The sequence below is a fragment of the Peribacillus alkalitolerans genome (assembly GCF_010882125.1).
GTDB classification, from domain to species: Bacteria; Bacillota; Bacilli; order Bacillales; family DSM-1321; genus Bacillus_BN; species Bacillus_BN alkalitolerans.
The window spans coordinates 168,671-189,986 of record NZ_JAAGVZ010000001.1 but is presented as its reverse complement, the minus strand read 5'-3'; the positions used below and the strand labels follow the sequence as shown (position 1 = coordinate 189,986).

Genomic DNA, 21,316 nt, shown 5'->3' with positions numbered 1-21,316 from the left:
TGAATGCATTGAGAAGAACGACTCGATTTCCGGTAGAAGGGGCCAATTCACTTTGGCATGTATACAAGACCGTTCCATTCTGGAAAGTGGTCAAAAATTTCGCTGTTATTCAGCTTGCCCGTTATACGCCGGTATTAGGGATGAAAAATTGGCTGTATCGCACATTTTTGGGAATGAAGGTCGGTGACCAAACCTCGTTCGCCTTAATGGTCATGCTTGACGTGATGTTCCCGGAAAAAATATCAGTGGGTCGTAATACAGTGATTGGTTATAATACGACAATCTTAGCTCACGAATATTTAATAAAGGAATATCGTTTAGGGGAAGTTGAAATCGGAAGTGAAGTCATGATCGGTGCAAATTCCACGATTTTACCCGGTGTGAAAATCGGGGATGGCAGCATTGTTTCTGCAGGAACACTTGTCCATAAAGATGTGCCTGCCGGAGCATTTGTGGGAGGAAATCCGATGAGGATCATTTATTCAGCAGAGCAGTTGAAAGAACGTTGGAAAGACGATCCGATTTATCAATCATCGTTCAAAAAATCGCCGATTGATGAGTCATAAGTAAAAGGTGATACATTCTTAAAGACTGAAAGAAGGGCTTGCCTCGGTATAGAGAGCAAGCCCTTTAATTTGTATCCAATATCGAACTCAAATTTGCTTTCAATGTGGAGATTATTTCATCCAAAGTAATATCGTCCTTTGTAGTAGAAATATCGTAAGTGTTTTTTAGGATTTCAAAAAATTTCTCTTGTTGTTGGTTTGCCGACATTAACTACACCTCATCCTTATTATTTTTAACTACCTCCCTAATTCCCGACAAAACAGAAGTTTAAACATAAAAAAATGGGAAATGGGGTCTGACCCCACTTCCCATTTTATTGTTTTGAGTTAAGCTCAGCGACAAGTACGTAACGCTGAGGAGCACTGCCGATAAAATTAAAAGGATAGCAAGTAGTTACGGTTAAAGTGGCTTTAGGCTTCGGAACAATTACGGTTCGATCATCCTTATCCACAATCCTTACTCGCTTTACTTTATACGTGAAAGTCCCCGCAGAAGTCTTCACCACTAGAGAATCACCTTTTCCTACCTCACCGAGACGTCTGAATACTGTATCGCGATGACCTGATAACACCGAGTTATCAATTTCTCCAGGAAGAACAGATTGGGCGAAGTGCCCAACTCCTTTTTCGAGTTCATCTTCATCTGTTCCGTGATAGATTGGTAGAGATTCGTCTAGCTTAGGGATGTACAGCTCCCCCATCATCTCTCCTATTTGAGGTCTCACTGAATAAAGTGGTTCATCCTTTTTCTTTGAGGTGGTACCCTCAGTTTTATTCTCTACAGTTTCAGTTTCTGCCTTTACATGCTTGTCCCACTGATAAATGCCGTAGCCCATCAATAGCTTATAAGCGCTTGTTGTAGAAAAATAGATTCCACCCACGGCCAAGAGTACTGCACTTAATACGAGGATGAGTCTTTTTTTAGGCATATTTATTTAATTGCCTTTGCTCTACGTACCAATAGTCCTGCAGCTGCCATTAATGCCAAACCGAACATCAATGTAATGCTATAGTTTCCTGCCGTTTCAGGCATTTTAGCACCCTTAACAGTTTTAGCGCTTTTTTGCACCTGGGCAACTTGTGCAGTGACATTTTGGATTTGTTCACCAGTTTCAGTAATGATTTCTGATCCTAGCATATCCGGTGTGAAAAGAGCATCTAACAGAAGATTGCCGTTTGTATCATAGATTTCAACAAATAGGCTTGCTCCATTTGGATCTTGAATCTCCATTAGTGCTGCCATGGAAATAGGCGTCTTTACTCCGTCCTTTTCTAAATAGAATTGGAAGTCTAATTGTAGTAAAGCATTGATTTGATCAAAGATAGACATTAATTCAGCAATCTGATCTGGAGTTAGCTCAGTTGCTGTCTCAAAATCCTCAAGCCCTACCATTTGTTCAGACAAGGCATCCATTTGCTCAAAAATTGTTGGGTCAGCTTCAATTACCTTCCCGATGTGTTCGAATAATCTAGTTAGCTCTTCTTCTGTCATACCCATTTCAGAGAAAATGTCTTCCATGTCAGAAAACATGTCTTCATCAATTTCTCCGAATCCTTGTTCAATCAAGATGAATTCTTCTACGTCAGAAACAAAATGGAAATGATCTTCAATTTTGTCCGATTCTTCGATTTCGCCATACTCGACTAGAAGTGCTCTTAGTTCATCGTATGTCATATCGTAATCAATCAAAAGCGTATTCAAGCTATCCTCAGTCAGTGGCTCTCCAAGGAACTCAATCAATTCTTCTGTAGACTCGAAATCTTCTGTTGAAAGGCCGTAAGCTGCTAAATATTCTTCCAATTCTTCAACAGTCATTGGAATCGATTCAACATACTCTGTAAGTTCAACTTCGTTAACAGCAGCGAATGCTGAGAGATTAAATAAAAATACTAATAATGATGCAATAATAATAGCAAAAGTGCGTTTCAAATACTCTTCCCCCTATATAAAAATTTCAACACACAAAATTGAGTATACGACCGTCTACATCAAAGTGAAATAAAAACTTATTTGGTAAATACAGACAGGGTTATGTCTCCTTCCCTTTAGGGGTATGAAGATACCATCAGAATGATCCTGGAACCATATATGCCGAGCTTTATATATTCAGAATGTAAACGATTGTTTGTTTTTCTTGACGATAAAACAATAGAGGAGTACACTTACTTTAACTTCACTTTGTTACCATATTAGCGAACTAAAGGATTTTGATAATTCATCATTTCATCGGAAATTAATACTGTGATGAGGCTGCTCGGATTAAGTAGAAGATAAACAATCGTCTCATCGGAATTGCTCCCACTGTTTTTGTCATAAAGGAGGGCCAATGTGTCAAAGTTATTTATGTTTGAGAAACCATTAGGAATGAGGGATACACTTCCTCTTGTATATGAAACAAAGCAAACTGTACGTAATCTGATGCAAAAAACAATACAAAATTGGGGATATCAATTTTTAGAAACACCCGCTCTTGAATATTACGAAACGGTGGGGCAGGCTTCAGCCATTCTGGATCAACAGCTATTCAAGCTCTTGGACCAACAAGGTCATACATTGGTTATGCGACCTGATATGACAGCTCCAATCGCTAGGGTTGCTGCTACTAAATTAAGGCAGCAAGCGCCTATTCGACTAGCCTATTTGGCAAATGTGTACCGGGCTCAGCAACGGGAGGGTGGACGTCCAGCGGAATTCGAGCAAATTGGGGTAGAATGCATCGGGTCATCTTCCATCTCAACAGATGCTGAACTAATCGCACTATTAGTGGAATCTCTCAAAAATGCCGGCTTAGAGGAATTCCAGATATCATTAGGTCATATTGGAATTGTCCAAAACGTTTTTATGAAGGTGCTAGGAACAAAAGAGAGAGCCGCTATTTGTCGTAAATTTTTATATGAGAAAAATTATGTGGGCTATCGTGAACATGTGAAATCCCTCCGGCTATCATCCATTGATAAAAGGTACCTTCTTCAATTGTTGGACTTACGTGGAGGTAAAGAGGTCTTAGAAATCGTTTCTGAAATGGTTGAGGAAAATAGGTTGGATAGTAAAGCCCTTCAAGAATTGGTCGATTTATGGCGAGGCTTGATAGATTTCGGAGTAGAACAATATGTCACTTTTGATTTAACGCTAATCAGCCACATGAGCTACTATACAGGAATCCTTTTTGAAGTGTATGCCAACCAAATTGGATTCCCACTCGGAAGTGGTGGTCGATACGATAACTTCTTAGAAAAGTTTGAGTGGAAAACACCAGCAACAGGATTTGCGATCCGGATTGACCGATTAATGGAGGCGTTGGGGGAACCGTCATCCTCTGAATCATTCCATTGCTTGCTTTTCAGTCCAGAGAGAAGGAAGGAAGCGATCGAAAAGGCGAAAAGAATGCGGGGAGAAGGATTGAGGGTTGTCCTTCAAGAAATTGGTGGAATAGAAGATTTGGACTTGTTCGCATCCCATTTTAAAGAAGTGGAATATTTACTCGGCAGTAGAAAGGAGACTGAATCGTGACCTCTTATTTAACTATTGCCATGCCGAAGGGGAGGATTTTTGAAGAAGCCGTCGGAATGTTGAAGACTGCAGGCTTTAATTTACCTCCTGAATTTGATGAATCGAGGAAACTGATTTTAGAGGTTGAAGAAGAAAATCTTCGTTTTATCCTTTCCAAGCCAATGGATGTCACGACCTATGTAGAACAGGGTGTGGCGGATATCGGAATCGCCGGAAAAGATGTGATGCTTGAGGAAGAACGGGATGTGTACGAACTATTGGATTTGAAAATAAGTCATTGCTATTTGGCTGTAGCGGGTTTGCCTAATACGAAGATGAGCGATGTCGCACCAAAAGTCGCGAGCAAATATCCAAATGTGGCATCGACTTACTTCAGAGAACAGGGAGAGCAAGTGGAGATTATTAAATTGAACGGATCCATCGAGCTTGCACCTCTCATAGGATTGGCTGAAAGAATAGTAGACATTGTTTCTTCAGGACGGACTTTAAAAGAAAACGGACTAGTGGAGTATGCAAAAATTGCAGATATTACCTCACGTTTAATTGCTAATCCTGTCAGCTATCGAATAAAGGAAACAAGAATTTCTGAAATCGTGAATCGGCTAACTAGAGTGATTGAAGGGTAGAGGAGGAGCAGGATTGAAAATAGAAAAGTTGACAGAAAACCTTTCCTTAACAAGGACGGTCGATGCTGGTACTGAACAACAGCGAAAAGCGGTTCAAGAGATAATAAGGGAAGTCAAAGAGACAGGAGACAAAGCGCTTCGAATATACACTGAACAATTCGATAAAGTTCAATTGCAGAATTTCCGAGTATCAGAGGAGGAATTTTTTCAAGCTTTTGAAAGGATCGAACAAAAATATGTCTCTATTATCGAAGAGGCTGCTGCTAATATTGCTTCGTTTCACAGCAAACAACGAAGAAATTCCTGGATGTCTACTGATGAAAATGGGAGCGTCCTAGGGCAAAAGATCACTCCATTAGATTCAGTTGGAGTGTATGTGCCAGGGGGAACGGCGGCTTATCCATCTTCGGTCCTGATGAATGTACTCCCTGCGAAAGTGGCTGGCGTGGAACGGATTGTCATGGTTTCTCCTCCAGGGGAGAATGGGGAATTAAGTGATGCGGTACTTATTGCGGCAAAGGTGGCTGGAGTTTCGGAGATTTATAAGGTAGGTGGAGCTCAAGGGGTGGCAGCCTTAGCTTATGGGACCGAGACGATCCAACCTGTAGATAAAATTGTCGGGCCAGGAAATATTTATGTTGCGTTGGCAAAGAGGGAGGTGTTTGGTGACGTTGATATTGATATGATTGCTGGCCCTAGTGAAATTGCAGTATTGGCGGATGAAGCAGCTATCCCTTCTGAAGTAGCAGCTGATCTGTTATCCCAGGCAGAACACGATGCTCTCGCTTGTAGCATCCTTGTGACGGATTCGATGGAACTGGCAGAAGGGGTTTCACAAGAGGTTGAAAGACAGCTCGAAAACTTGCCTCGAAAGAACATAGCGGAGCAATCGATTCGTAATTACGGAAGGATTATCGTCGCTGATTCGATGGTTGAAGCCATTAAGGCGATTAATCAACTTGCACCAGAGCATTTAGAAATCATTACAAAAGACCCTATGTCGCTATTAGGGAAAATCCGGCATGCTGGGGCCATTTTTTTAGGAAGATATAGCTCCGAACCGGTCGGCGATTATTTTGCGGGACCGAATCATGTCCTGCCGACCAATGGGACGGCGAGGTTCTCAAGTCCATTAAACGTGGACGACTTTCAAAAGAAATCGAGCATCATTATGTACAGCGAGGAAGCCTTTAACCAAAATCGAGAAAAAATTGCTGCATTTGCCCGCTTGGAGGGACTAGAAGCCCATGCCAGAGCAATTGAGGCTCGCCCTTAATGATATCTGAGCTTTTCCGTGAAGATTGAAATCAATGTGAATAATGGGTGGGTCTGAATTCTTTCAGAAAGGCAAAATCCTCTGAAAAAAAGAGGATGAGTTAGACAATAAAATTGTGGATGGGGGCCTTACCCCATAACATAGGAGGGGTTTCGATGGAGAGAGTGGCTCGGGTAGAGCGTAGTACGTTTGAGACACAGATCAAGGTGGAGTTGGACATTGACGGTGAAGGTAAGTCCGAGATTCATACAGCAGTTCCTTTTATGTCCCATATGCTGGATTTATTTACGAAGCATGGCCATTTTAATTTAATGGTGGACGCGCAAGGGGATGTTGAGGTCGATGATCACCATACGACAGAGGACATTGGCATTTGCTTAGGGCAGGCAATCTTACAAGCTCTTGGAGATAAAAAAGGGATCAAACGCTACGGTAACTCCTTTGTGCCAATGGATGAAGCGCTCGCTCAAGTGGTGGTGGACTTAAGCAACCGTCCACATTTGGAATTAAGAGCCCAATTTCCGTCACAAAAGGTAGGAACCTTTGATACGGAACTAGTCCATGAATTCCTTTGGAAGCTTGCGTTAGAAGCTCGCATGAACCTGCATGTCATCGTCCACTATGGTCAAAACACGCATCATATCATTGAAGCCATTTTTAAGGCATTAGCAAGGGCGTTGGATGAAGCGACCACAATAGACCCACGGGTAAAAGGCATTCCATCGACTAAAGGGATGCTATAAGGAGTGACAACATTGATTGGGATTGTCGATTACGGCATGGGAAATTTATTTAGTGTTAACAAAGCACTTGAAAGGCTTGGAGTGGATTCATTCATTTCGGATGAACCTGAAAAGTTACTAGAAGCCAGTGCTCTTATTGTCCCTGGAGTTGGCTCTTTTAAAGATGCAATGTTTTTACTGAATGAAAAAAGATTGGATGAAATGATTAAGAAGTTTGCAACCAGTCAAAAGCCCCTATTAGGGATTTGTTTGGGGATGCAGCTTTTATTCGAGGAAAGTGAAGAAAATGGACTTACAACCGGACTTCAGCTTCTTCCAGGGAAAGTGGTACGTTTTTCTGGAAACACATCTGAAGGGATGGCCTATAAAGTTCCTCACATGGGATGGAACAACTTAGTCTTCCATCAAGAATCTCCTTTATTAAAGGGCATGAATGACGATCATGTCTATTTTGTCCATTCGTACTATGCAGCACTACCTGATAAGGACGTGTTAATCGCTAGCGCCGATTATCATGTTCAAGTACCAGCAATCGTAGGGAGAGGGAATGTTTTAGGTATGCAGTTCCATCCTGAAAAAAGTGGAGAAGCCGGCATGCAATTATTGAGAAACTTTTTGCACTTTAAGAAAGTATAAATTTGCAGCAAAGAAGTAAGTCGACGTAGTGTCCAATTTTAGGAATAAAGTATAAGTGCAACTAGGCATACGCCGGCGCTTAGGCTTGGCGATGGCCAAGTTTTCTAACAAATGAGGTGAAAAAATGTCAGGTCCATTTACGATTTATCCAGCCATCGATATGAGGGGAGGGAAATGTGTCCGTCTTATCCAAGGTGACTATAATCAAGAAACGATATACGGAGATTCACCGTTCAGCATGGCAGAAGTGTTTGCTGGCGAAGGGGCAAAATGGATTCACATGGTCGATTTAGATGGAGCAAAAGAAGGTAAACGGATTAATGATTCCTTCGTCTTGGAAGCAGCACAAAAATTGAAAGCCAATATACAAATTGGTGGAGGTATTAGAACGGAGCAAGATATTGTGCACTATCTTGAAAAGGGTGTGGCAAGGGTAATCCTCGGCAGTGTGGCCATTTCTGATCCTGATTTTACGAAAAAAATGTTAAGTAAATATACCACCAAAATAGCGATAGGTTTAGACGCAAAGGATGGAATGGTAGCTACTCACGGATGGCTTCAAACCTCATCTGTATCAGCGATTGAACTTGGAAAGCAACTTGCCGAATATGGAGCAGACACTTTTATTTTCACAGACATTTCCACTGATGGGATGCTTTCAGGGCCGAATGTGGATGCTACTCATCAATTGGCTTTGGCTACAGGAAAAGAAGTCATCGCTTCTGGTGGAATCAGCAGTTTAGAAGACTTACAGTCGCTTCAAAAAAACGGTAATATCGCTGGAGCCATTATCGGTAAAGCTATCTATACAAATCGTTTCACCGTGAGAGAAGCACTGACAACAGTGAGGGATTTCGAGGTGGGAAAATGATAGCGAAACGGATTATTCCTTGTTTAGATGTAAAGGAAGGAAGAGTAGTAAAGGGGATTCAGTTTCTGGGATTACGCGATGCAGGTGACCCAGTTGAACTCGCTTCGTTTTATGACCAAGAAGGAGCGGATGAGTTGGTGTTCCTTGATATCTCGGCTTCTTCAGAAGGAAGAAAAACGATGGTTGAAGTAGTCAAGCAAGTGGCGTCTACACTTGCGATTCCTTTTACAGTTGGTGGAGGCATTAACTCGTTGGATGATATGAAGAAAATCCTCCGCGCTGGCGCTGATAAAGTATCTCTAAATACGGCAGCACTTTTAAATCCAGAGATCATTACAGACGGAGCGAACTATTACGGCTCTCAATGTATTGTAGTGGCGATTGATGCAAAATTTGATCCGGAAATTGGTTCGTGGAGAGTATATACACATGGTGGAAGGAACGCGACCCAATGGGAAGTCATCGCTTGGGCAAAGGAAGCGGTGGCTCGAGGAGCAGGGGAAATCTTGTTGACTAGCATGGATTGTGATGGAGAAAAGTCTGGTTTCGATGTCAGATTGACGAAAGCTGTGAGTGAAGCAGTTTCAGTCCCGGTTATTGCATCAGGTGGAGCAGGTAGTGGACGGGATTTCTTGGATGCTTTCAATGAAGGTTTAGCAGACGCAGCATTGGCAGCTTCGATTTTTCATTACAAAGAAACGAAGGTTGGAGAAGTAAAGAAGTATTTAAAGGAAAACGGGGTGAACGTCCGATGAATATGAAGGAGATTAAATATGATGAAAAAGGTCTTATTCCTGCAATTGTCCAAGATGCCACAACGAAAGAAGTGCTGACCCTCGCTTATATGAATGAAGAGTCCCTCCAGAAATCCATTGAAACTGGAGAGACTTGGTTTTATAGTCGTTCGAGACAAGAGCTTTGGCATAAGGGGGGGACGAGTGGGAACACACAGCAAATTGTGTCAATGGAATTGGATTGTGACAAGGATGCTATTGTAGTTGGCGTTATACCCAATGGTCCAGCATGCCATAATGGAACGGCCAGTTGCTTTACGGAAGCTATTTATACTGGGGATGGAGAGCAAGTAGATGTTACTTTTTTAAATCGTTTGGAACAGTTAATTTCAGAACGTGAAAAAGAGCGGCCAGAAGGTTCTTACACGACATACCTTTTTGAAAAAGGTGTCGATAAGATTTTGAAAAAGGTAGGAGAAGAAGCGGCAGAAGTGATTATCGCTGCCAAAAATCGTGATCAAGAAGAATTAAAATGGGAAACAGCTGATTTGTTTTATCACGTGATGGTGCTGCTTCGCGAACAAGGTTTACCCTTGCAAGAGGTAATGGAAGTGCTTAAAAAAAGACATGATGGAACACAATGAACCAGGACAAATAATGATCCTGGTTCATTTATTTTAGAGGGTATGTTATTCGTTACTTTTAGATGGGATGACCTTATTAAAGGAAAATCCATGATGGGCCATATGTTATTTTCAGGATTTCTCCTAAAAAAGGAATCGGCGTTTACATTTTGAATGAAATGAAGAACTTTTCACTAAATTCATTACTCCAAATTGCATTTTCATCATCATTTTTGTCCTGAATTCTGGATCCAACAGTTATTAAGTTGCTTTTTTAGAAGGGTCCAAACACCTTTTATCGAAACTGGAAAAATATATTCGAACGAAGAAAAATAAAATCGAAACCGCCTAAATACAATCGATAATCCCCAAATATCGATTTTTCGACAAATCCTCCCACACCACAAAAACCCTTAATTAATAAAATGAAAAAGGAATAGATTGAGCATTGCTTCATCCAGACAAGGAACTTTGATATTTCCCATAGTAAGCACAATTTCCCACATATCTTGTTAAACTAAAATATGGTATAATACGAGGGTTAATCAACTTGAACTGGAGGATTACATGGGTAAAGACTCTAATACAAGCCAACAGGCAAAAATCCTATCCTTCCATCCAACGGGAGAATATTATTTTACTAAAGGTTTAAAAGCGTACTATAGACGCGATTTATATAAAGCAAAGAAATACTTGGAGCGAGCGTTAGAGCTTGAACCAATTGAACCAATGATTACATGCCAACTAGCTATCGTGTGTACCGACTTAGGGGAGTATAGCTATTCTAATACACTTTTACAATCCATCATTGAAGACCTAGATCCATATATGACTGAATGTCATTATTTTTTGGCGAACAATTATGCTCATCTGGGAATGTTTAAGGAAGCCTTTAAACATGCGAATGAGTATTTAGATCATGAAGAGGACGGAGAATTCAGTGCTGACGCTGAAGATCTTCTTGATTTAATAACATTCGAAACGGATGAAACCGAAGAAAGCCTGATTGAACAGGATGGATTGATTTTTCAACAAGAAAGAGCAAGAGAGTACTTGGAGGCAGGTAACTTCTTGAAGGCAATCGATGTTTTAAAGGAGACCATAACAGAATATCCGGATTTTTGGTCTGCATACAATAATCTGGCCTTAGCGTATTTTTATCTGGGAGAGCAAGAAAAGGCCTTTAAAACATTAGAGGATGTCTTAGAAAAAAGTCCTGGGAATCTTCATGCTCTATGTAACCTGGTGGTGTTCTATTATTATGAACAGAATGGGGCGAAAGTGGAGGAGTATACGGATATTTTAGAGAAAATCCGTCCTATGCTTTCAGAACAACAATTCAAATTAGGTGCTACATTTGCATTGGTTGGAAAATACGATGCAGCCTATAAATGGTTGAAACAGCTTTATAAAAAAGGGTTTGAGGGTGACGGTACGTTCTATTACTGGCTATCGAGCGCGGCCTATCATTTAGGACACGAGACGACTGCGAAAAAAGCATGGAAGCGAGTCATTGAACTGAATCCAGAAAAAGAAGGCATGGAGCCTTGGGGAGAGCTTAATATAGCAGTCAATGGGTTTGAACATCATGTTCCTTCCATATTAAAAAGGCTTGAAAGTGAATTCCAGGAAGAACGCCTTTTTGCTATATTTCTTTTAAAACATTCCATGCAAAGAGATAAAGTGGTGGACCAATTAACCTTTGGAAAGCACTTTAGCGATTTGGAAAAAGAGTATGCAGCTTTCGTTTTGCAAAAGAAAAAGAAAGAAACTGGTACTCCAATCGATTTTTCAGATCAAACAGCTGAGTTATTATATCGTCATCATAGTCCAGTTGGGTTATTGGAAGCCGGCCTTTATTTAATGTGGTTTTCTGTCTTTGTCGAAGCGATGAAGCACAACATAAAATTAAGCAATCCTGCTGGCTGGGCCGCTGCGATTGAATATGGTTGGCATAGACTCCGTAACGAAAAGAAAAGTCAACGTGAAGTAGCGGAAAAGTACTATATCTCATCTACGACTCTGCAGAAATACATGAAATTAGTAAATTCTCTCCTTCATTGAGCAGATTCTTGGACGAAAAATAGGTTGTTATATAGGATAGTGAGTAGGTAATACTAAAGTCTATATTGGAACAGTGTTTTCGTATTTATTTGAAGGAGTGAATATCATGACTGAAGAACAAATTTATGATGTTGTCATTATTGGTGCTGGTCCTGCTGGTATGACAGCTGCTGTATATACATCCCGTGCTAATTTAACAACACTTATGCTTGAGCGTGGAGTGCCTGGTGGCCAAATGGCTAACACAGAAGAAGTGGAAAATTATCCGGGATTTGACCATATTCTTGGACCAGAGCTTTCAACAAAAATGTTTGACCATGCTAAAAAGTTCGGTGCTGAATATGCATATGGCGATGTGAAAGAAATCATCGATGGTGAAGAATATAAAGTAATCAAAGCTGGATCCAAGGAATACAAGGCTCGTTCCATTATTATTTCTGCGGGAGCTGAGTATAAAAAAATTGGAGTGCCAGGTGAGAAAGAGCTTGGCGGTCGCGGTGTATCTTATTGTGCGGTTTGTGATGGCGCATTCTTTAGAAACAAAGAACTTTTCGTCATCGGTGGAGGAGACTCTGCAGTTGAAGAGGGAGTGTACTTGACTCGTTTTGCATCGAAAGTGACAATTGTTCACCGTCGTGATGAGCTTCGTGCACAAAAAATCCTTCAACAACGCGCTTTCGATAATGAAAAAGTCGATTTCATCTGGAACACAACGCTTAAACAAATCAATGAAAAAGACGGTAAAGTAGGCAGTGTAACACTTGTTTCTACTGAAAATAGAGAAGAACGTGAATTACCTGCTGATGGAGTATTCATTTATATCGGGATGCTTCCATTAACAAAGCCATTTGAATCATTAGGCATCACGAATGAAAATGGCTATATTGTGACTAACGATCAAATGGAAACAAAAGTGGATGGGATTTTCGCAGCTGGTGATATTCGTGAAAAGACTCTTCGCCAAATTGTTACTGCAACTGGTGATGGAAGTATTGCCGCTCAAAATGCACAGCATTATGTGGAAGAGCTAAAAGAGAAGATGAAGGCAAAAGCATAATTAAGTTGTAATAGTAAGTATAACTTTTGGAAGTTAGAGTGGTGTCTAGCTACAGCGTCCAGCGACTAGTGTGCTTCGGCCTCCTCCTTACGATAAGTCAACATCGAATCACTATCGTTCTTCGTGTTTCCTTTATCTCATGCGGAGTCCTCCAGCCCATACGTCGCTAATCGGGACGCTTCCGCTTTTCTGTTTACAAAAAGTAATTCTCTTTTAATTCTGTTGTAACAACCATGCAACAAAAGTAGGGTATTATTGGAATAGAAATTGACCCCCTTTTAAATTTATAAATCCTTTTTTAGCACAGGATCTAATGCCTGTGCTACTTTTTTTGCTCTTTTCGCATAGATAGTTGTAGATTGCCACTTATTTCTCAAGGACTGATGCGAGATGCCCTTAAAGAGAAATGTAAATACATACTCAAGTAATCTTTCCTACCAGTTCAATCACCAAACTAGCAGATTCAACACAGGCTTTAACTATCTGAGTTGATTGTAGCGGAAATCAACGGACTACCTTTATAGTCTAAAGCGGTAAATTGGTAGAGTGGTCCAAAAAATACAAACCTTAGTTCGTTGTGGGAGTTTTTTAAACATAGTATAATGAAATGAATGCGTTTTCCCCTTTAGGGTGTACATAGGGAAGAGGCTTAAACGATAAATCAATGTTATTGATTATAGAACAGCCTGTTTGAAAAAAATGGGCATATAGAGGTGAAATTTGTGCAACGTGTCACGAATTGCGTTCTGATGAAAGATGATGAGGTTTTATTATTGAAAAAGCCTCGCCGTGGTTGGTGGGTAGCCCCAGGTGGAAAGATGGAGCCAGGGGAATCAGTCAAAGATGCTTGCATTCGCGAATTCCGTGAAGAGACGGGCATTTACTTGAAAAATCCAAAGATTAAAGGGATTTTTACCTTTATTATGAAAGATGGAGACCAAGTGCTTTCCGAATGGATGATGTTCACTTTTTTTGCTGATGAGTCGGACGGATTGAACTTGGAGGAGTGCGAAGAAGGGGAGCTTGAGTGGAAGCCTGTCTCCGAAATTAAAAATTTACCAATGGCTGAAGGTGACACTCATATACTAGAATATATGGTTCATGGAAACGGCATAATTTATGGTACGTTTACTTATACAACAGATTTTAACTTACTGTCATATAGATTGGATCCAAATTAACACAATGATATTCAAGATTGGGGGAGTGCGAAGTGAGTACGGGATCAGTTAATGATACGAAATTGGTTATTATCACGGGAATGTCTGGGGCAGGAAAGACTGTGGCGGTACAAAGCTTTGAGGACTTGGGGTATTTCTGCGTAGATAACTTACCACCAACCTTGTTGCCTAAATTCTTAGAGTTAATGAAGGAATCAGGCAATAAAATGAACAAAGTAGCACTGGTAATGGATTTAAGAGGAAGAGAGTTCTTTGATTCATTATTCAAGGCACTGGATGATTTGGCAGAAACATCTTGGATGACTCCACAGATTTTCTTCTTAGATGCGGATGATTCCGCTCTTGTTCGTAGATATAAGGAAACACGCCGTACTCATCCCCTAGCTCCATCAGGTTTGCCGCTTGAAGGTATTCAATTGGAAAGGAAATTACTTGAGGACTTAAAGGGCCGTGCGCAATTAATCTACAATACTGCAAATATGAAGCCTAGGGAACTACGCGAAAAAATTCTTACTGAATTTTCATCCAATAAGCAGCCAGTATTCACAGTCAATGTAGTTTCGTTCGGTTTTAAACATGGTTTGCCGATTGATGCAGACTTAGTTTTTGATGTAAGGTTCTTACCCAATCCACATTATATAGAGCATATGCGACCTAAGACTGGACTTGATGAAGATGTAGCAAAATATGTTCTAAAATGGAATGAAACGAATAAATTTCTCGAAAAGGTTACAGAGCTTTTAAGCTTTATGCTTCCTCATTATAAGCGTGAAGGCAAGGCTCAGCTAGTAATTGCGATTGGATGTACCGGTGGACAACACCGTTCGGTTGCATTGGCGGAATATATTGCGAATCACTTTAGTGGCGACTACGATACGAAGGTGACCCACCGTGATATCGAGAAGAGGAAGGAAGCCCAAAATGGGTAAAAAAATCTCCCTACCCAAGATCGTCATTATAGGCGGTGGTACGGGATTACCTGTCCTATTGCGCGGACTAAAGCTTTTTCCAGTGGATATTACTGCCATTGTAACCGTGGCAGACGATGGAGGAAGCTCTGGTAGACTAAGGAATGAAATGGATATCCCCCCGCCAGGAGATGTTCGGAATGTATTGGCGGCATTGTCAGATGTTGAACCCCTGATTGAGCAAATGTTTCAGCATCGTTTTGCAAAAACAAATGAACTGTCTGGCCACTCATTGGGGAATTTGATTTTAGCAGCCATGACCTCCATTACAGGAGACTTTGTCCATGCCATTCAAGAAATGAGCAAGGTTTTAAATGTTAGAGGGAAGGTTTTACCCGCAGCCAATCAAAGTGTTGTTCTACATGCAGAACTAGAAGATGGTTCATTTATTTCAGGGGAATCGAAAATTCCGTACTCCGGGAAAAAAATAAAGCGGGTATTTTTGACTCCTGATAATATAAAACCATTATCTGAAACCATCAATGCGATTAGGGAAGCTGACTTAATTGTGATCGGACCTGGAAGCTTATATACAAGCATACTCCCAAACCTGCTTGTGCCTGGAGTTGGGGAAGAGGTGTGCAAAGCGAAAGCTAAAAAGGTCTACATTTGTAACATTATGACGCAGGCAGGGGAAACGCTAGATTATTCAGCCAGTGACCATGTCAAGGCAATATATGATCATATGGATTGCTCATTTATGAACACGATTTTGGTCAATAACGAAGATATACCTTCTGATATTCAGCTGCGATACAAAGAAGAATTTGCAAAGCCTGTTCACTTTGACATCGAGCGTTTAAGGGAAATGGGTCTCAATGTTTTACAGGATGAAATCGTTTCCCATGAAGGAACGTACATCCGTCATGATACAAAAAAAGTGGCATCTATATTATATGAACTACTAATCAATGAAACCGAAACGAAAATCTATCGTAAACAATAAGTGTGTATAGCAAGGTTCGTTTTGTGAAGTGAGGTGAGAGTATGTCTTTTGCATCGGAAATGAAAAAAGAATTAACTACGCTAGACATTAAGGATTGTTGTACGAAAGCAGAACTGGCGGCTATGATACGAATGAACGGCTCTCTCTCTTTTTCTAATAGAAAGCTAATCATCGATGTGCAAACAGAAAATGCTGCAATTGCCAGAAGGATTTATACTTTATTAAAGAGGAACTATGAGGTTTCAGTCGAGTTATTAGTACGTAAAAAGATGAAGCTCAAGAAAAACAATATTTATATTGTCCGCTTGGCTGAAAAGGCACAGGAGCTCTTGATGGACCTGAAGATACTGGGTGAAGGATTCACAATCATCCATGATATATCTCAAGAAATCATCCACAAAAAGTGCTGTAAGCGTTCTTATTTACGTGGGGCTTTTCTGGCTGGTGGTTCCATTAATAACCCGGAAACTTCATCTTACCATTTTGAGATTTTCTCCTTATATAAGGAACATAATGATGCACTCTGTGAGTTGATGAATACGTTCGACCTAAAATCAAAGACACTTGAACGGAAGAAAGGGTTTATCACTTATTTAAAAGAGGCAGAAAAAATCGCGGAATTCCTACGGATTGTCGGTGCTCATAATTCTCTTATGCGTTTTGAGGATGTCCGGATAGTACGTGATATGCGGAATTCAGTCAATAGGTTAGTAAACTGTGAAACCGCCAACCTAAACAAAACAATCGGTGCGTCATTACGTCAAGTGGAGAACATCCGCTTTATTGATAAAACCGTAGGGTTAGGCATTTTACCAGATAAATTAAGAGAAATTGCAGAATTACGGGTGCAGTACCAAGATGTGACCTTGAAAGAGCTTGGGGAGATGGTAGCTGGAGGTGCCGTAAGTAAATCGGGCATCAATCATCGACTTAGAAAGATCGATGAAATTGCAGAAAAACTTCGAGCAGGCGAACCAATCAAAGCGTAGATTTAGATAAAAACAACAATTTATGCGAAAGAGTCAAAAAAAAGAGGGGGAAACGAATATGGAACAAAAACAAGTCCAAGTACGTTTGAAAACTGGATTACAAGCTAGGCCAGCTGCTATGTTCGTCCAGGAAGCGAATCGTTTTTCATCCGATGTATTCCTAGAAAAGGACGGCAAAAAGGTCAATGCCAAAAGTATCATGGGCCTTATGAGCCTGGCAGTAAGCAATGGAGCTGTCATTACGTTAAGTGCAGAAGGCAAAGATGAACAAGATGCTGTCGAGGCGTTGTCTACTTTTATAGAGCAAGAGATTTAATATGAAGAAATCCCACCTTATGTGAAGGTGGGATTTCTTATGTATTATTTATTTTCTTTATTATTTTCTAAGGCGTTACGGCTAATGACTTGGTCGATTAATCCGTATTCTAAAGCTTTATCAGCTGTCATGAAGTTGTCGCGTTCTGTGTCACGCTCGATGACTTCAAGTGGTTGGCCAGTGCGTTCTGCCAAGATTTTATTAAGCTTATCACGTAAGAATAGGATACGACGAGCAGCGATTTCGATTTCTGTTGCTTGACCTTGAGCTCCACCAAGTGGTTGGTGGATCATAACTTCACTGTTTGGAAGAGAAAATCGTTTTCCTTTTTCACCAGCTGCTAATAGGAAAGCACCCATTGATGCAGCCATACCGATACAAACCGTAGAAACTTTAGGTTTGATGTATTGCATAGTATCATAAATCGCCATACCTGAAGTGATGCTACCACCAGGGCTGTTAATGTATAAAGTGATATCTTTTTCTGGATTTTCCGCTTCTAAGAATAATAACTGAGCAACAATAGAGTTCGACACGTTATCATCGATAGCACTACCAAGCATGATAATACGGTCTTTTAAAAGACGGGAATAAATGTCATAAGCACGTTCCCCGCGATTTGTTTGTTCAATAACTGTAGGAATCAAGTTCATGCTAATTTCCTCCTTAAGAATAGAGAATAGGTATTTGCATTCCTAGCTTAGGAATAACTTATGTACTTGTAATGATACACCTTTGGTCAATTTAGGTCAAACAAAAGGAACTAGCATTTAAAATTTTCGTTCGACAACTTTTTAAGTATAAAACTTTTAAAATCCTTTAACCATCTTACCCAAGTTGGAAGGATTTAAACCTTAAGAACGTATTGCAATCACAGTCATTCTGAAATATAATTAACACCGGACCAACTGAATAGGTTTGTCTTTTACATGCCCTCGTGGTGCAACGGATAGCACGTAAGATTCCGGTTCTTGAAATGGGGGTTCGATTCCCTCCGAGGGCGTCCTTAGAGCCTTTCGCTTATTGATAAGCGGAAGGTTTTTATTTCACTAAAGAACTTTTTTAGGTTCTTTTATTCTAGCCTGTTGATTGCAGCGAGAGGCACTCGCTTTCCGCAGGCGGTTCGGGAGCCTCCTCGGCGCCTTGCGCCTGTGGGGTCTCCCTTGTCCCGCTTATCCCGCAGGAGTCTCGCGCCTTCCGCTCCTATCAACACAGTGCAAAATCAACAATGAGCTTTCCAAAGCCTATATCTAAATTGGCAGCATAGGAAAAGTGGATGTAGAGGGCCAATTTTTAAGACAATGCAACTATCTTGAATTCTTCTCTCTAAACTCATCCAACCTATAGTTATTTCACTAAACAAAATTCTTCATGATAAAATAGAAAGCGTTTTCAGTATAGGGAGGGGGATGTTTCATGAATTTCAATCAAGGTTTGTTCCAGCAACAATCTTTAAAGCTATCCATGACTCAGGAGCTTTCACAGGCTATTGCCCTCCTCCAATACTCTTCACAGGAGTTAGCTTCTTTTCTTGAGTCTAAATCTCTGGAAAACCCGTTAATCTCGGTTGATAGTAGCTCGAAGCACGACAAAGATTTAGACTTTTCAGCCTCATTTAATAGAAAAAAGAAACCAAGTACCAATCAAGATGCGAAATATTGGATTGAGCAAATCAGTGAAGAACAGCCATCTTTAGATCGTCATCTTCTCTCACAAATACCCCCTTCCTTATCGAAGGAGGACGTGCATATCTTACGTAAGCTCATTCAGCAATTAGACGAAAATGGGTATTTAAGAGTATCTAAACAAGAGTTATCAGATATCATTTCTGTCCCTATAGAATCAATAGAAACAAATCTTAAGGTTTTACAAAGTATGGATCCTGTTGGGGTAGGAGCCTATAATCTCCAAGAATGCTTATTACTCCAGGCAAAAAAGATTCGTTCCTGTAGTGAGCTTGCCATCATCATTTTGGAGCGGCATTTTCTACCGCTTGCTGAAAAGAAGTGGAAAGAGCTAGCGAAGGAACTCGGCATTTCGTTAATAGAAATTCAACAAGTGTTCGATTTTATCCAAACCTTGAATCCTAGACCTTGTTCAGCGTTTTATCACGAAAAGTCATCCTATATTGTGCCGGATGTGGTGGTTGAATGGAAAGACCAGCAGTTTTCCATTTATCATTCTGACTTATCCATCCCATCCTTCTCATTAAATGAAGGCTATTACGCTGAATTGAAAAAGAAACAGGACGCTACCGTCCATCAATTCCTGCAAGAAAAGTGGCAAGAGTATCAGTGGATTGCTAAAGGGATTCAGCAAAGGAAAGAGACCATTCTTCGTGTTGTTACATCCATCTCAGAGAAGCAACCCGAAGCTATGATAAAAGGTCTTTCCTTTTTGAAGCCTATGACCATGAAGGATATCGCCGATCAATTGGAAGTCCACGAATCTACTGTTAGCCGTGCAGTGAAGGAAAAATATATATTGGCTCCGTTCGGAACGGTTGAAATGCGGTCATTTTTCTCAAGTAATTTACAATCAACCGATTTCGAAGATGTATCTGCAGAGCAGGCAAAAAGGGAAATCGAAAATTTAATTAAAAATGAGAATAAGCAAAAACCTTTGTCTGACCAAGATATTGCTGATACATTAAAAACCGAGCATGGAATTGTGCTTTCAAGAAGAACGGTTGCAAAATATCGCGACCAACTGGGAATTCAATCTTCCTCAAAAAGGAAAAGATACGAATAGGATGATGATCAGTGGAAAAGGTCCTTGTTTTATATACGAGAACTCAGTGTCCGTTATGTATAAAAGCAAAAAGCATACTAGAAGGTGTTAAAGAGAAAACAGGCACACCATTTGTGGAAATTGACATATACTCTAATGACGAACTACTTGAGCGATTTGGCTTGATGATTCCAGTGGTGGAATGGAATGGGGAAATCATTCAATATGGTCAAATAGACGCTGATTTAGTTGAGGCATTTGTGAATTTATAAACCTTTTATGCTTTTTCCTTGTAAAAAAAAATTACCCTTGATACAATGTTTATGAAACAAGGGTAATTTTTTTTACTCCTAGTGGGACATAATATGTCTTATAGGGACAAAAAATGTCCAACTGAATTGAAGGAGAAAATAGCCCATGAGATCTTTACTTGAGGTTCAAAAAAAATTATTACCAGATTTACTTTCTGTCATGCAAAAAAGATATGACATCTTGCGCTACATTCGTTTTATGCAACCTGTAGGACGCAGAAGCTTATCGAGTAGTTTGAATTTGACAGAAAGAGTTCTCAGAAGTGAAGTTGAGTTCTTAAAGGTACAAAATTTACTTGAATTTCACACATCTGGCATGAAACTTTCTAATGAGGGAGAAGAAGTGCTGGAAAAATTGGAGAGAGTAATGCGTGAAGTATCGGGTATAGACAATGTGGAGAGGAAATTGGCTCAGCATTTGAATGTGAAAGAAGCCATAATCATCTCTGGTGATTCTGATCAATCTCCATGGGTGAAAAATGAACTCGGTAGAGCGTGTGCGTTAAGAATGAAAGATGAAATTTCAGGGCAAAATATCATCGCTGTTACCGGCGGCTCTACAATGGCTGCTATCGCTGATATGTTAACGCCAAAGCCTGGGACACATGAAATTTTGTTTGTGCCAGCCCGTGGAGGTTTAGGTGAAAACGTTCAAAACCAAGCCAATACCATCGCGGCTAAAATGGCAGAAAAAATGGATGCTCAATATAAACTTTTATACATCCCTGACCAAGTAAGTCATGAAGCCTATCAGTCTTTTATGAATGAACCTTCGATCAAAGAAGTCATGAATTTGATTGAATCTGCTGATATTGTCCTGCACGGAATAGGAGACGCCATCACAATGGCAAATAGACGAAATACTTCCGAAGATACCCTTACCAAATTGGAAGCTGAAAAAGTCGTTGGAGAAGCTTTTGGGTATTATTTTAATGAAAATGGGGATGTAGTACACAGGGTTCAGACGGTAGGGATTCAACTGGATGACTTATTGCAATCCAAACATATTTTTGCGGTTGCGGGAGGAGCGTCCAAAGCAAAGGCGATTCGGTCATACATGAAAAGCGCCCCGGCAAATACGGTCCTCATAACGGATGAGGCAGCGGCTATCGAGATATTAAAGGGATAGTTCCCTTTCATATAGTTCTATACTAAATATATATTTTTT

General features: G+C 40.4%; 23 protein-coding genes and 1 tRNA gene. 20 read left to right on the top strand and 4 right to left on the bottom strand.

The genetic code is table 11. The annotated features are described in order from the left end of the window. Positions 1–8 precede the first annotated feature (8 nt). Positions 9–566, top strand: coding sequence for an acyltransferase (locus G3O09_RS00950; RefSeq protein ID WP_163099148.1), 558 nt, complete (start codon positions 9–11; stop codon positions 564–566). 64 nt (positions 567–630) lie between these two features. Here the strand turns inward: G3O09_RS00950 and G3O09_RS00945 are convergent, their stop codons facing one another. The 3 genes from G3O09_RS00945 to G3O09_RS00935 form a co-directional block, all read right to left on the bottom strand. Further along, the gene (locus G3O09_RS00945; protein ID WP_163099146.1) at positions 631–774 is read right to left on the bottom strand and encodes a YwzD family small protein; all 144 of its coding nucleotides are present in this window, start codon (positions 772–774) and stop codon (positions 631–633) included. 106 nt (positions 775–880) lie between these two features. Further along, positions 881–1,495 (bottom strand): class D sortase, encoded by a 615-nt coding sequence (locus G3O09_RS00940; RefSeq protein WP_163099144.1) that lies wholly within the window; start codon positions 1,493–1,495, stop codon positions 881–883. Positions 1,496–1,497: 2 nt separating this feature from the next. Next, positions 1,498–2,496, bottom strand: coding sequence for a processed acidic surface protein (locus G3O09_RS00935; protein WP_163099142.1), 999 nt, complete (start codon positions 2,494–2,496; stop codon positions 1,498–1,500). Positions 2,497–2,895: 399 nt separating this feature from the next. Here G3O09_RS00935 and G3O09_RS00930 point away from each other — a divergent pair, with 399 nt between their 5' ends. From G3O09_RS00930 to G3O09_RS00860, 15 genes are all read left to right on the top strand, one after another. Then, complete coding sequence (locus G3O09_RS00930; protein ID WP_163099140.1) at positions 2,896–4,077, top strand: ATP phosphoribosyltransferase regulatory subunit; 1,182 nt, start codon at positions 2,896–2,898, stop codon at positions 4,075–4,077. After that, entirely contained in the window at positions 4,074–4,703 is a 630-nt protein-coding gene (gene hisG / locus G3O09_RS00925; protein WP_163099138.1) for an ATP phosphoribosyltransferase, read from the top strand. Before G3O09_RS00930 ends, hisG begins: the two co-directional genes overlap by 4 nt. Before the next feature lie 13 nt (positions 4,704–4,716). After that, the gene (hisD, locus tag G3O09_RS00920; protein WP_163099136.1) at positions 4,717–5,979 is read left to right on the top strand and encodes a histidinol dehydrogenase; all 1,263 of its coding nucleotides are present in this window, start codon (positions 4,717–4,719) and stop codon (positions 5,977–5,979) included. A gap of 155 nt (positions 5,980–6,134) precedes the next feature. Continuing rightward, positions 6,135–6,722, top strand: coding sequence for an imidazoleglycerol-phosphate dehydratase HisB (hisB, locus tag G3O09_RS00915; RefSeq protein WP_163099134.1), 588 nt, complete (start codon positions 6,135–6,137; stop codon positions 6,720–6,722). Positions 6,723–6,734: 12 nt separating this feature from the next. Next, positions 6,735–7,358 (top strand): imidazole glycerol phosphate synthase subunit HisH, encoded by a 624-nt coding sequence (gene hisH / locus G3O09_RS00910; RefSeq protein WP_163099679.1) that lies wholly within the window; start codon positions 6,735–6,737, stop codon positions 7,356–7,358. A 124-nt stretch (positions 7,359–7,482) separates the two neighbouring features. Further along, positions 7,483–8,229, top strand: a complete 747-nt coding sequence (gene hisA, locus G3O09_RS00905; protein ID WP_163099132.1) for a 1-(5-phosphoribosyl)-5-[(5-phosphoribosylamino)methylideneamino]imidazole-4-carboxamide isomerase — start codon at positions 7,483–7,485, stop codon at positions 8,227–8,229. Further along, on the top strand, positions 8,226–8,984 hold the full coding sequence (hisF, locus tag G3O09_RS00900; RefSeq protein WP_163099130.1) for an imidazole glycerol phosphate synthase subunit HisF: 759 nt from the start codon (positions 8,226–8,228) through the stop codon (positions 8,982–8,984). Before hisA ends, hisF begins: the two co-directional genes overlap by 4 nt. After that, a complete protein-coding gene (hisIE, locus tag G3O09_RS00895) occupies positions 8,981–9,607 on the top strand; it encodes a bifunctional phosphoribosyl-AMP cyclohydrolase/phosphoribosyl-ATP diphosphatase HisIE (RefSeq protein ID WP_163099128.1) in 627 nt (208 codons plus the stop codon). Before hisF ends, hisIE begins: the two co-directional genes overlap by 4 nt. Positions 9,608–10,153: 546 nt before the next feature. Further along, positions 10,154–11,650 (top strand): tetratricopeptide repeat protein, encoded by a 1,497-nt coding sequence (locus tag G3O09_RS00890; RefSeq protein ID WP_163099126.1) that lies wholly within the window; start codon positions 10,154–10,156, stop codon positions 11,648–11,650. 106 nt (positions 11,651–11,756) lie between these two features. Then, positions 11,757–12,707, top strand: a complete 951-nt coding sequence (trxB, locus tag G3O09_RS00885) for a thioredoxin-disulfide reductase (RefSeq protein ID WP_163099124.1) — start codon at positions 11,757–11,759, stop codon at positions 12,705–12,707. 722 nt (positions 12,708–13,429) lie between these two features. Further along, positions 13,430–13,888 carry an NUDIX hydrolase gene (locus G3O09_RS00880; protein WP_163099122.1) on the top strand — a complete coding sequence of 153 codons (459 nt, stop codon included), beginning with the start codon at positions 13,430–13,432 and terminating at the stop codon, positions 13,886–13,888. Positions 13,889–13,920: 32 nt separating this feature from the next. After that, complete coding sequence (gene rapZ / locus G3O09_RS00875; protein WP_163099120.1) at positions 13,921–14,817, top strand: RNase adapter RapZ; 897 nt, start codon at positions 13,921–13,923, stop codon at positions 14,815–14,817. Further along, entirely contained in the window at positions 14,810–15,802 is a 993-nt protein-coding gene (locus G3O09_RS00870; RefSeq protein ID WP_163099118.1) for a gluconeogenesis factor YvcK family protein, read from the top strand. The genes rapZ and G3O09_RS00870 overlap by 8 nt, the downstream gene beginning before the upstream one ends. A gap of 41 nt (positions 15,803–15,843) precedes the next feature. Next, positions 15,844–16,791 carry a DNA-binding protein WhiA gene (gene whiA / locus G3O09_RS00865; RefSeq protein ID WP_163099115.1) on the top strand — a complete coding sequence of 316 codons (948 nt, stop codon included), beginning with the start codon at positions 15,844–15,846 and terminating at the stop codon, positions 16,789–16,791. Positions 16,792–16,849: 58 nt separating this feature from the next. Beyond that, a complete protein-coding gene (locus G3O09_RS00860; RefSeq protein ID WP_163099113.1) occupies positions 16,850–17,107 on the top strand; it encodes an HPr family phosphocarrier protein in 258 nt (85 codons plus the stop codon). A gap of 44 nt (positions 17,108–17,151) precedes the next feature. On the opposite strand, the gene clpP is transcribed toward G3O09_RS00860, so the two are convergent. Further along, positions 17,152–17,760 (bottom strand): ATP-dependent Clp endopeptidase proteolytic subunit ClpP, encoded by a 609-nt coding sequence (clpP, locus tag G3O09_RS00855; protein ID WP_163099111.1) that lies wholly within the window; start codon positions 17,758–17,760, stop codon positions 17,152–17,154. A gap of 278 nt (positions 17,761–18,038) precedes the next feature. Here clpP and G3O09_RS00850 point away from each other — a divergent pair. The 4 genes from G3O09_RS00850 (at position 18,039) to G3O09_RS00835 (ending at position 21,277) form a co-directional block, all read left to right on the top strand. Next, a tRNA-Arg gene (locus G3O09_RS00850) sits at positions 18,039–18,110 on the top strand. Between the two features lie 413 nt (positions 18,111–18,523). After that, the gene (gene rpoN, locus G3O09_RS00845) at positions 18,524–19,858 is read left to right on the top strand and encodes an RNA polymerase factor sigma-54 (protein ID WP_163099109.1); all 1,335 of its coding nucleotides are present in this window, start codon (positions 18,524–18,526) and stop codon (positions 19,856–19,858) included. Between the two features lie 11 nt (positions 19,859–19,869). Further along, entirely contained in the window at positions 19,870–20,109 is a 240-nt protein-coding gene (locus tag G3O09_RS00840; RefSeq protein WP_163099107.1) for a glutaredoxin family protein, read from the top strand. 145 nt (positions 20,110–20,254) lie between these two features. Then, positions 20,255–21,277 carry a sugar-binding transcriptional regulator gene (locus tag G3O09_RS00835; RefSeq protein ID WP_163099105.1) on the top strand — a complete coding sequence of 341 codons (1,023 nt, stop codon included), beginning with the start codon at positions 20,255–20,257 and terminating at the stop codon, positions 21,275–21,277. The last annotated feature ends 39 nt before the right edge of the window (positions 21,278–21,316 follow it).

Excerpts from the sequence above, each read along its gene's own strand:
- trxB (WP_163099124.1), top strand. The coding sequence starts at position 11,757 with ATGACTGAAGAACAAATTTATGATGTTGTCATTATTGGTGCTGGTCCT.
- G3O09_RS00890 (WP_163099126.1), top strand. The coding sequence starts at position 10,154 with ATGGGTAAAGACTCTAATACAAGCCAACAGGCAAAAATCCTATCCTTC.
- hisIE (WP_163099128.1), top strand. The coding sequence starts at position 8,981 with ATGAATATGAAGGAGATTAAATATGATGAAAAAGGTCTTATTCCTGCA.
- hisB (WP_163099134.1), top strand. The coding sequence starts at position 6,135 with ATGGAGAGAGTGGCTCGGGTAGAGCGTAGTACGTTTGAGACACAGATC.
- G3O09_RS00860 (WP_163099113.1), top strand. The coding sequence starts at position 16,850 with ATGGAACAAAAACAAGTCCAAGTACGTTTGAAAACTGGATTACAAGCT.
- hisF (WP_163099130.1), top strand. The coding sequence starts at position 8,226 with ATGATAGCGAAACGGATTATTCCTTGTTTAGATGTAAAGGAAGGAAGA.
- G3O09_RS00835 (WP_163099105.1), top strand. The coding sequence starts at position 20,255 with ATGAGATCTTTACTTGAGGTTCAAAAAAAATTATTACCAGATTTACTT.
- hisA (WP_163099132.1), top strand. The coding sequence starts at position 7,483 with ATGTCAGGTCCATTTACGATTTATCCAGCCATCGATATGAGGGGAGGG.
- G3O09_RS00945 (WP_163099146.1), bottom strand. The coding sequence starts at position 774 with ATGTCGGCAAACCAACAACAAGAGAAATTTTTTGAAATCCTAAAAAAC.
- G3O09_RS00940 (WP_163099144.1), bottom strand. The coding sequence starts at position 1,495 with ATGCCTAAAAAAAGACTCATCCTCGTATTAAGTGCAGTACTCTTGGCC.
- whiA (WP_163099115.1), top strand. The coding sequence starts at position 15,844 with ATGTCTTTTGCATCGGAAATGAAAAAAGAATTAACTACGCTAGACATT.
- G3O09_RS00870 (WP_163099118.1), top strand. The coding sequence starts at position 14,810 with ATGGGTAAAAAAATCTCCCTACCCAAGATCGTCATTATAGGCGGTGGT.
- clpP (WP_163099111.1), bottom strand. The coding sequence starts at position 17,760 with ATGAACTTGATTCCTACAGTTATTGAACAAACAAATCGCGGGGAACGT.
- rpoN (WP_163099109.1), top strand. The coding sequence starts at position 18,524 with ATGAATTTCAATCAAGGTTTGTTCCAGCAACAATCTTTAAAGCTATCC.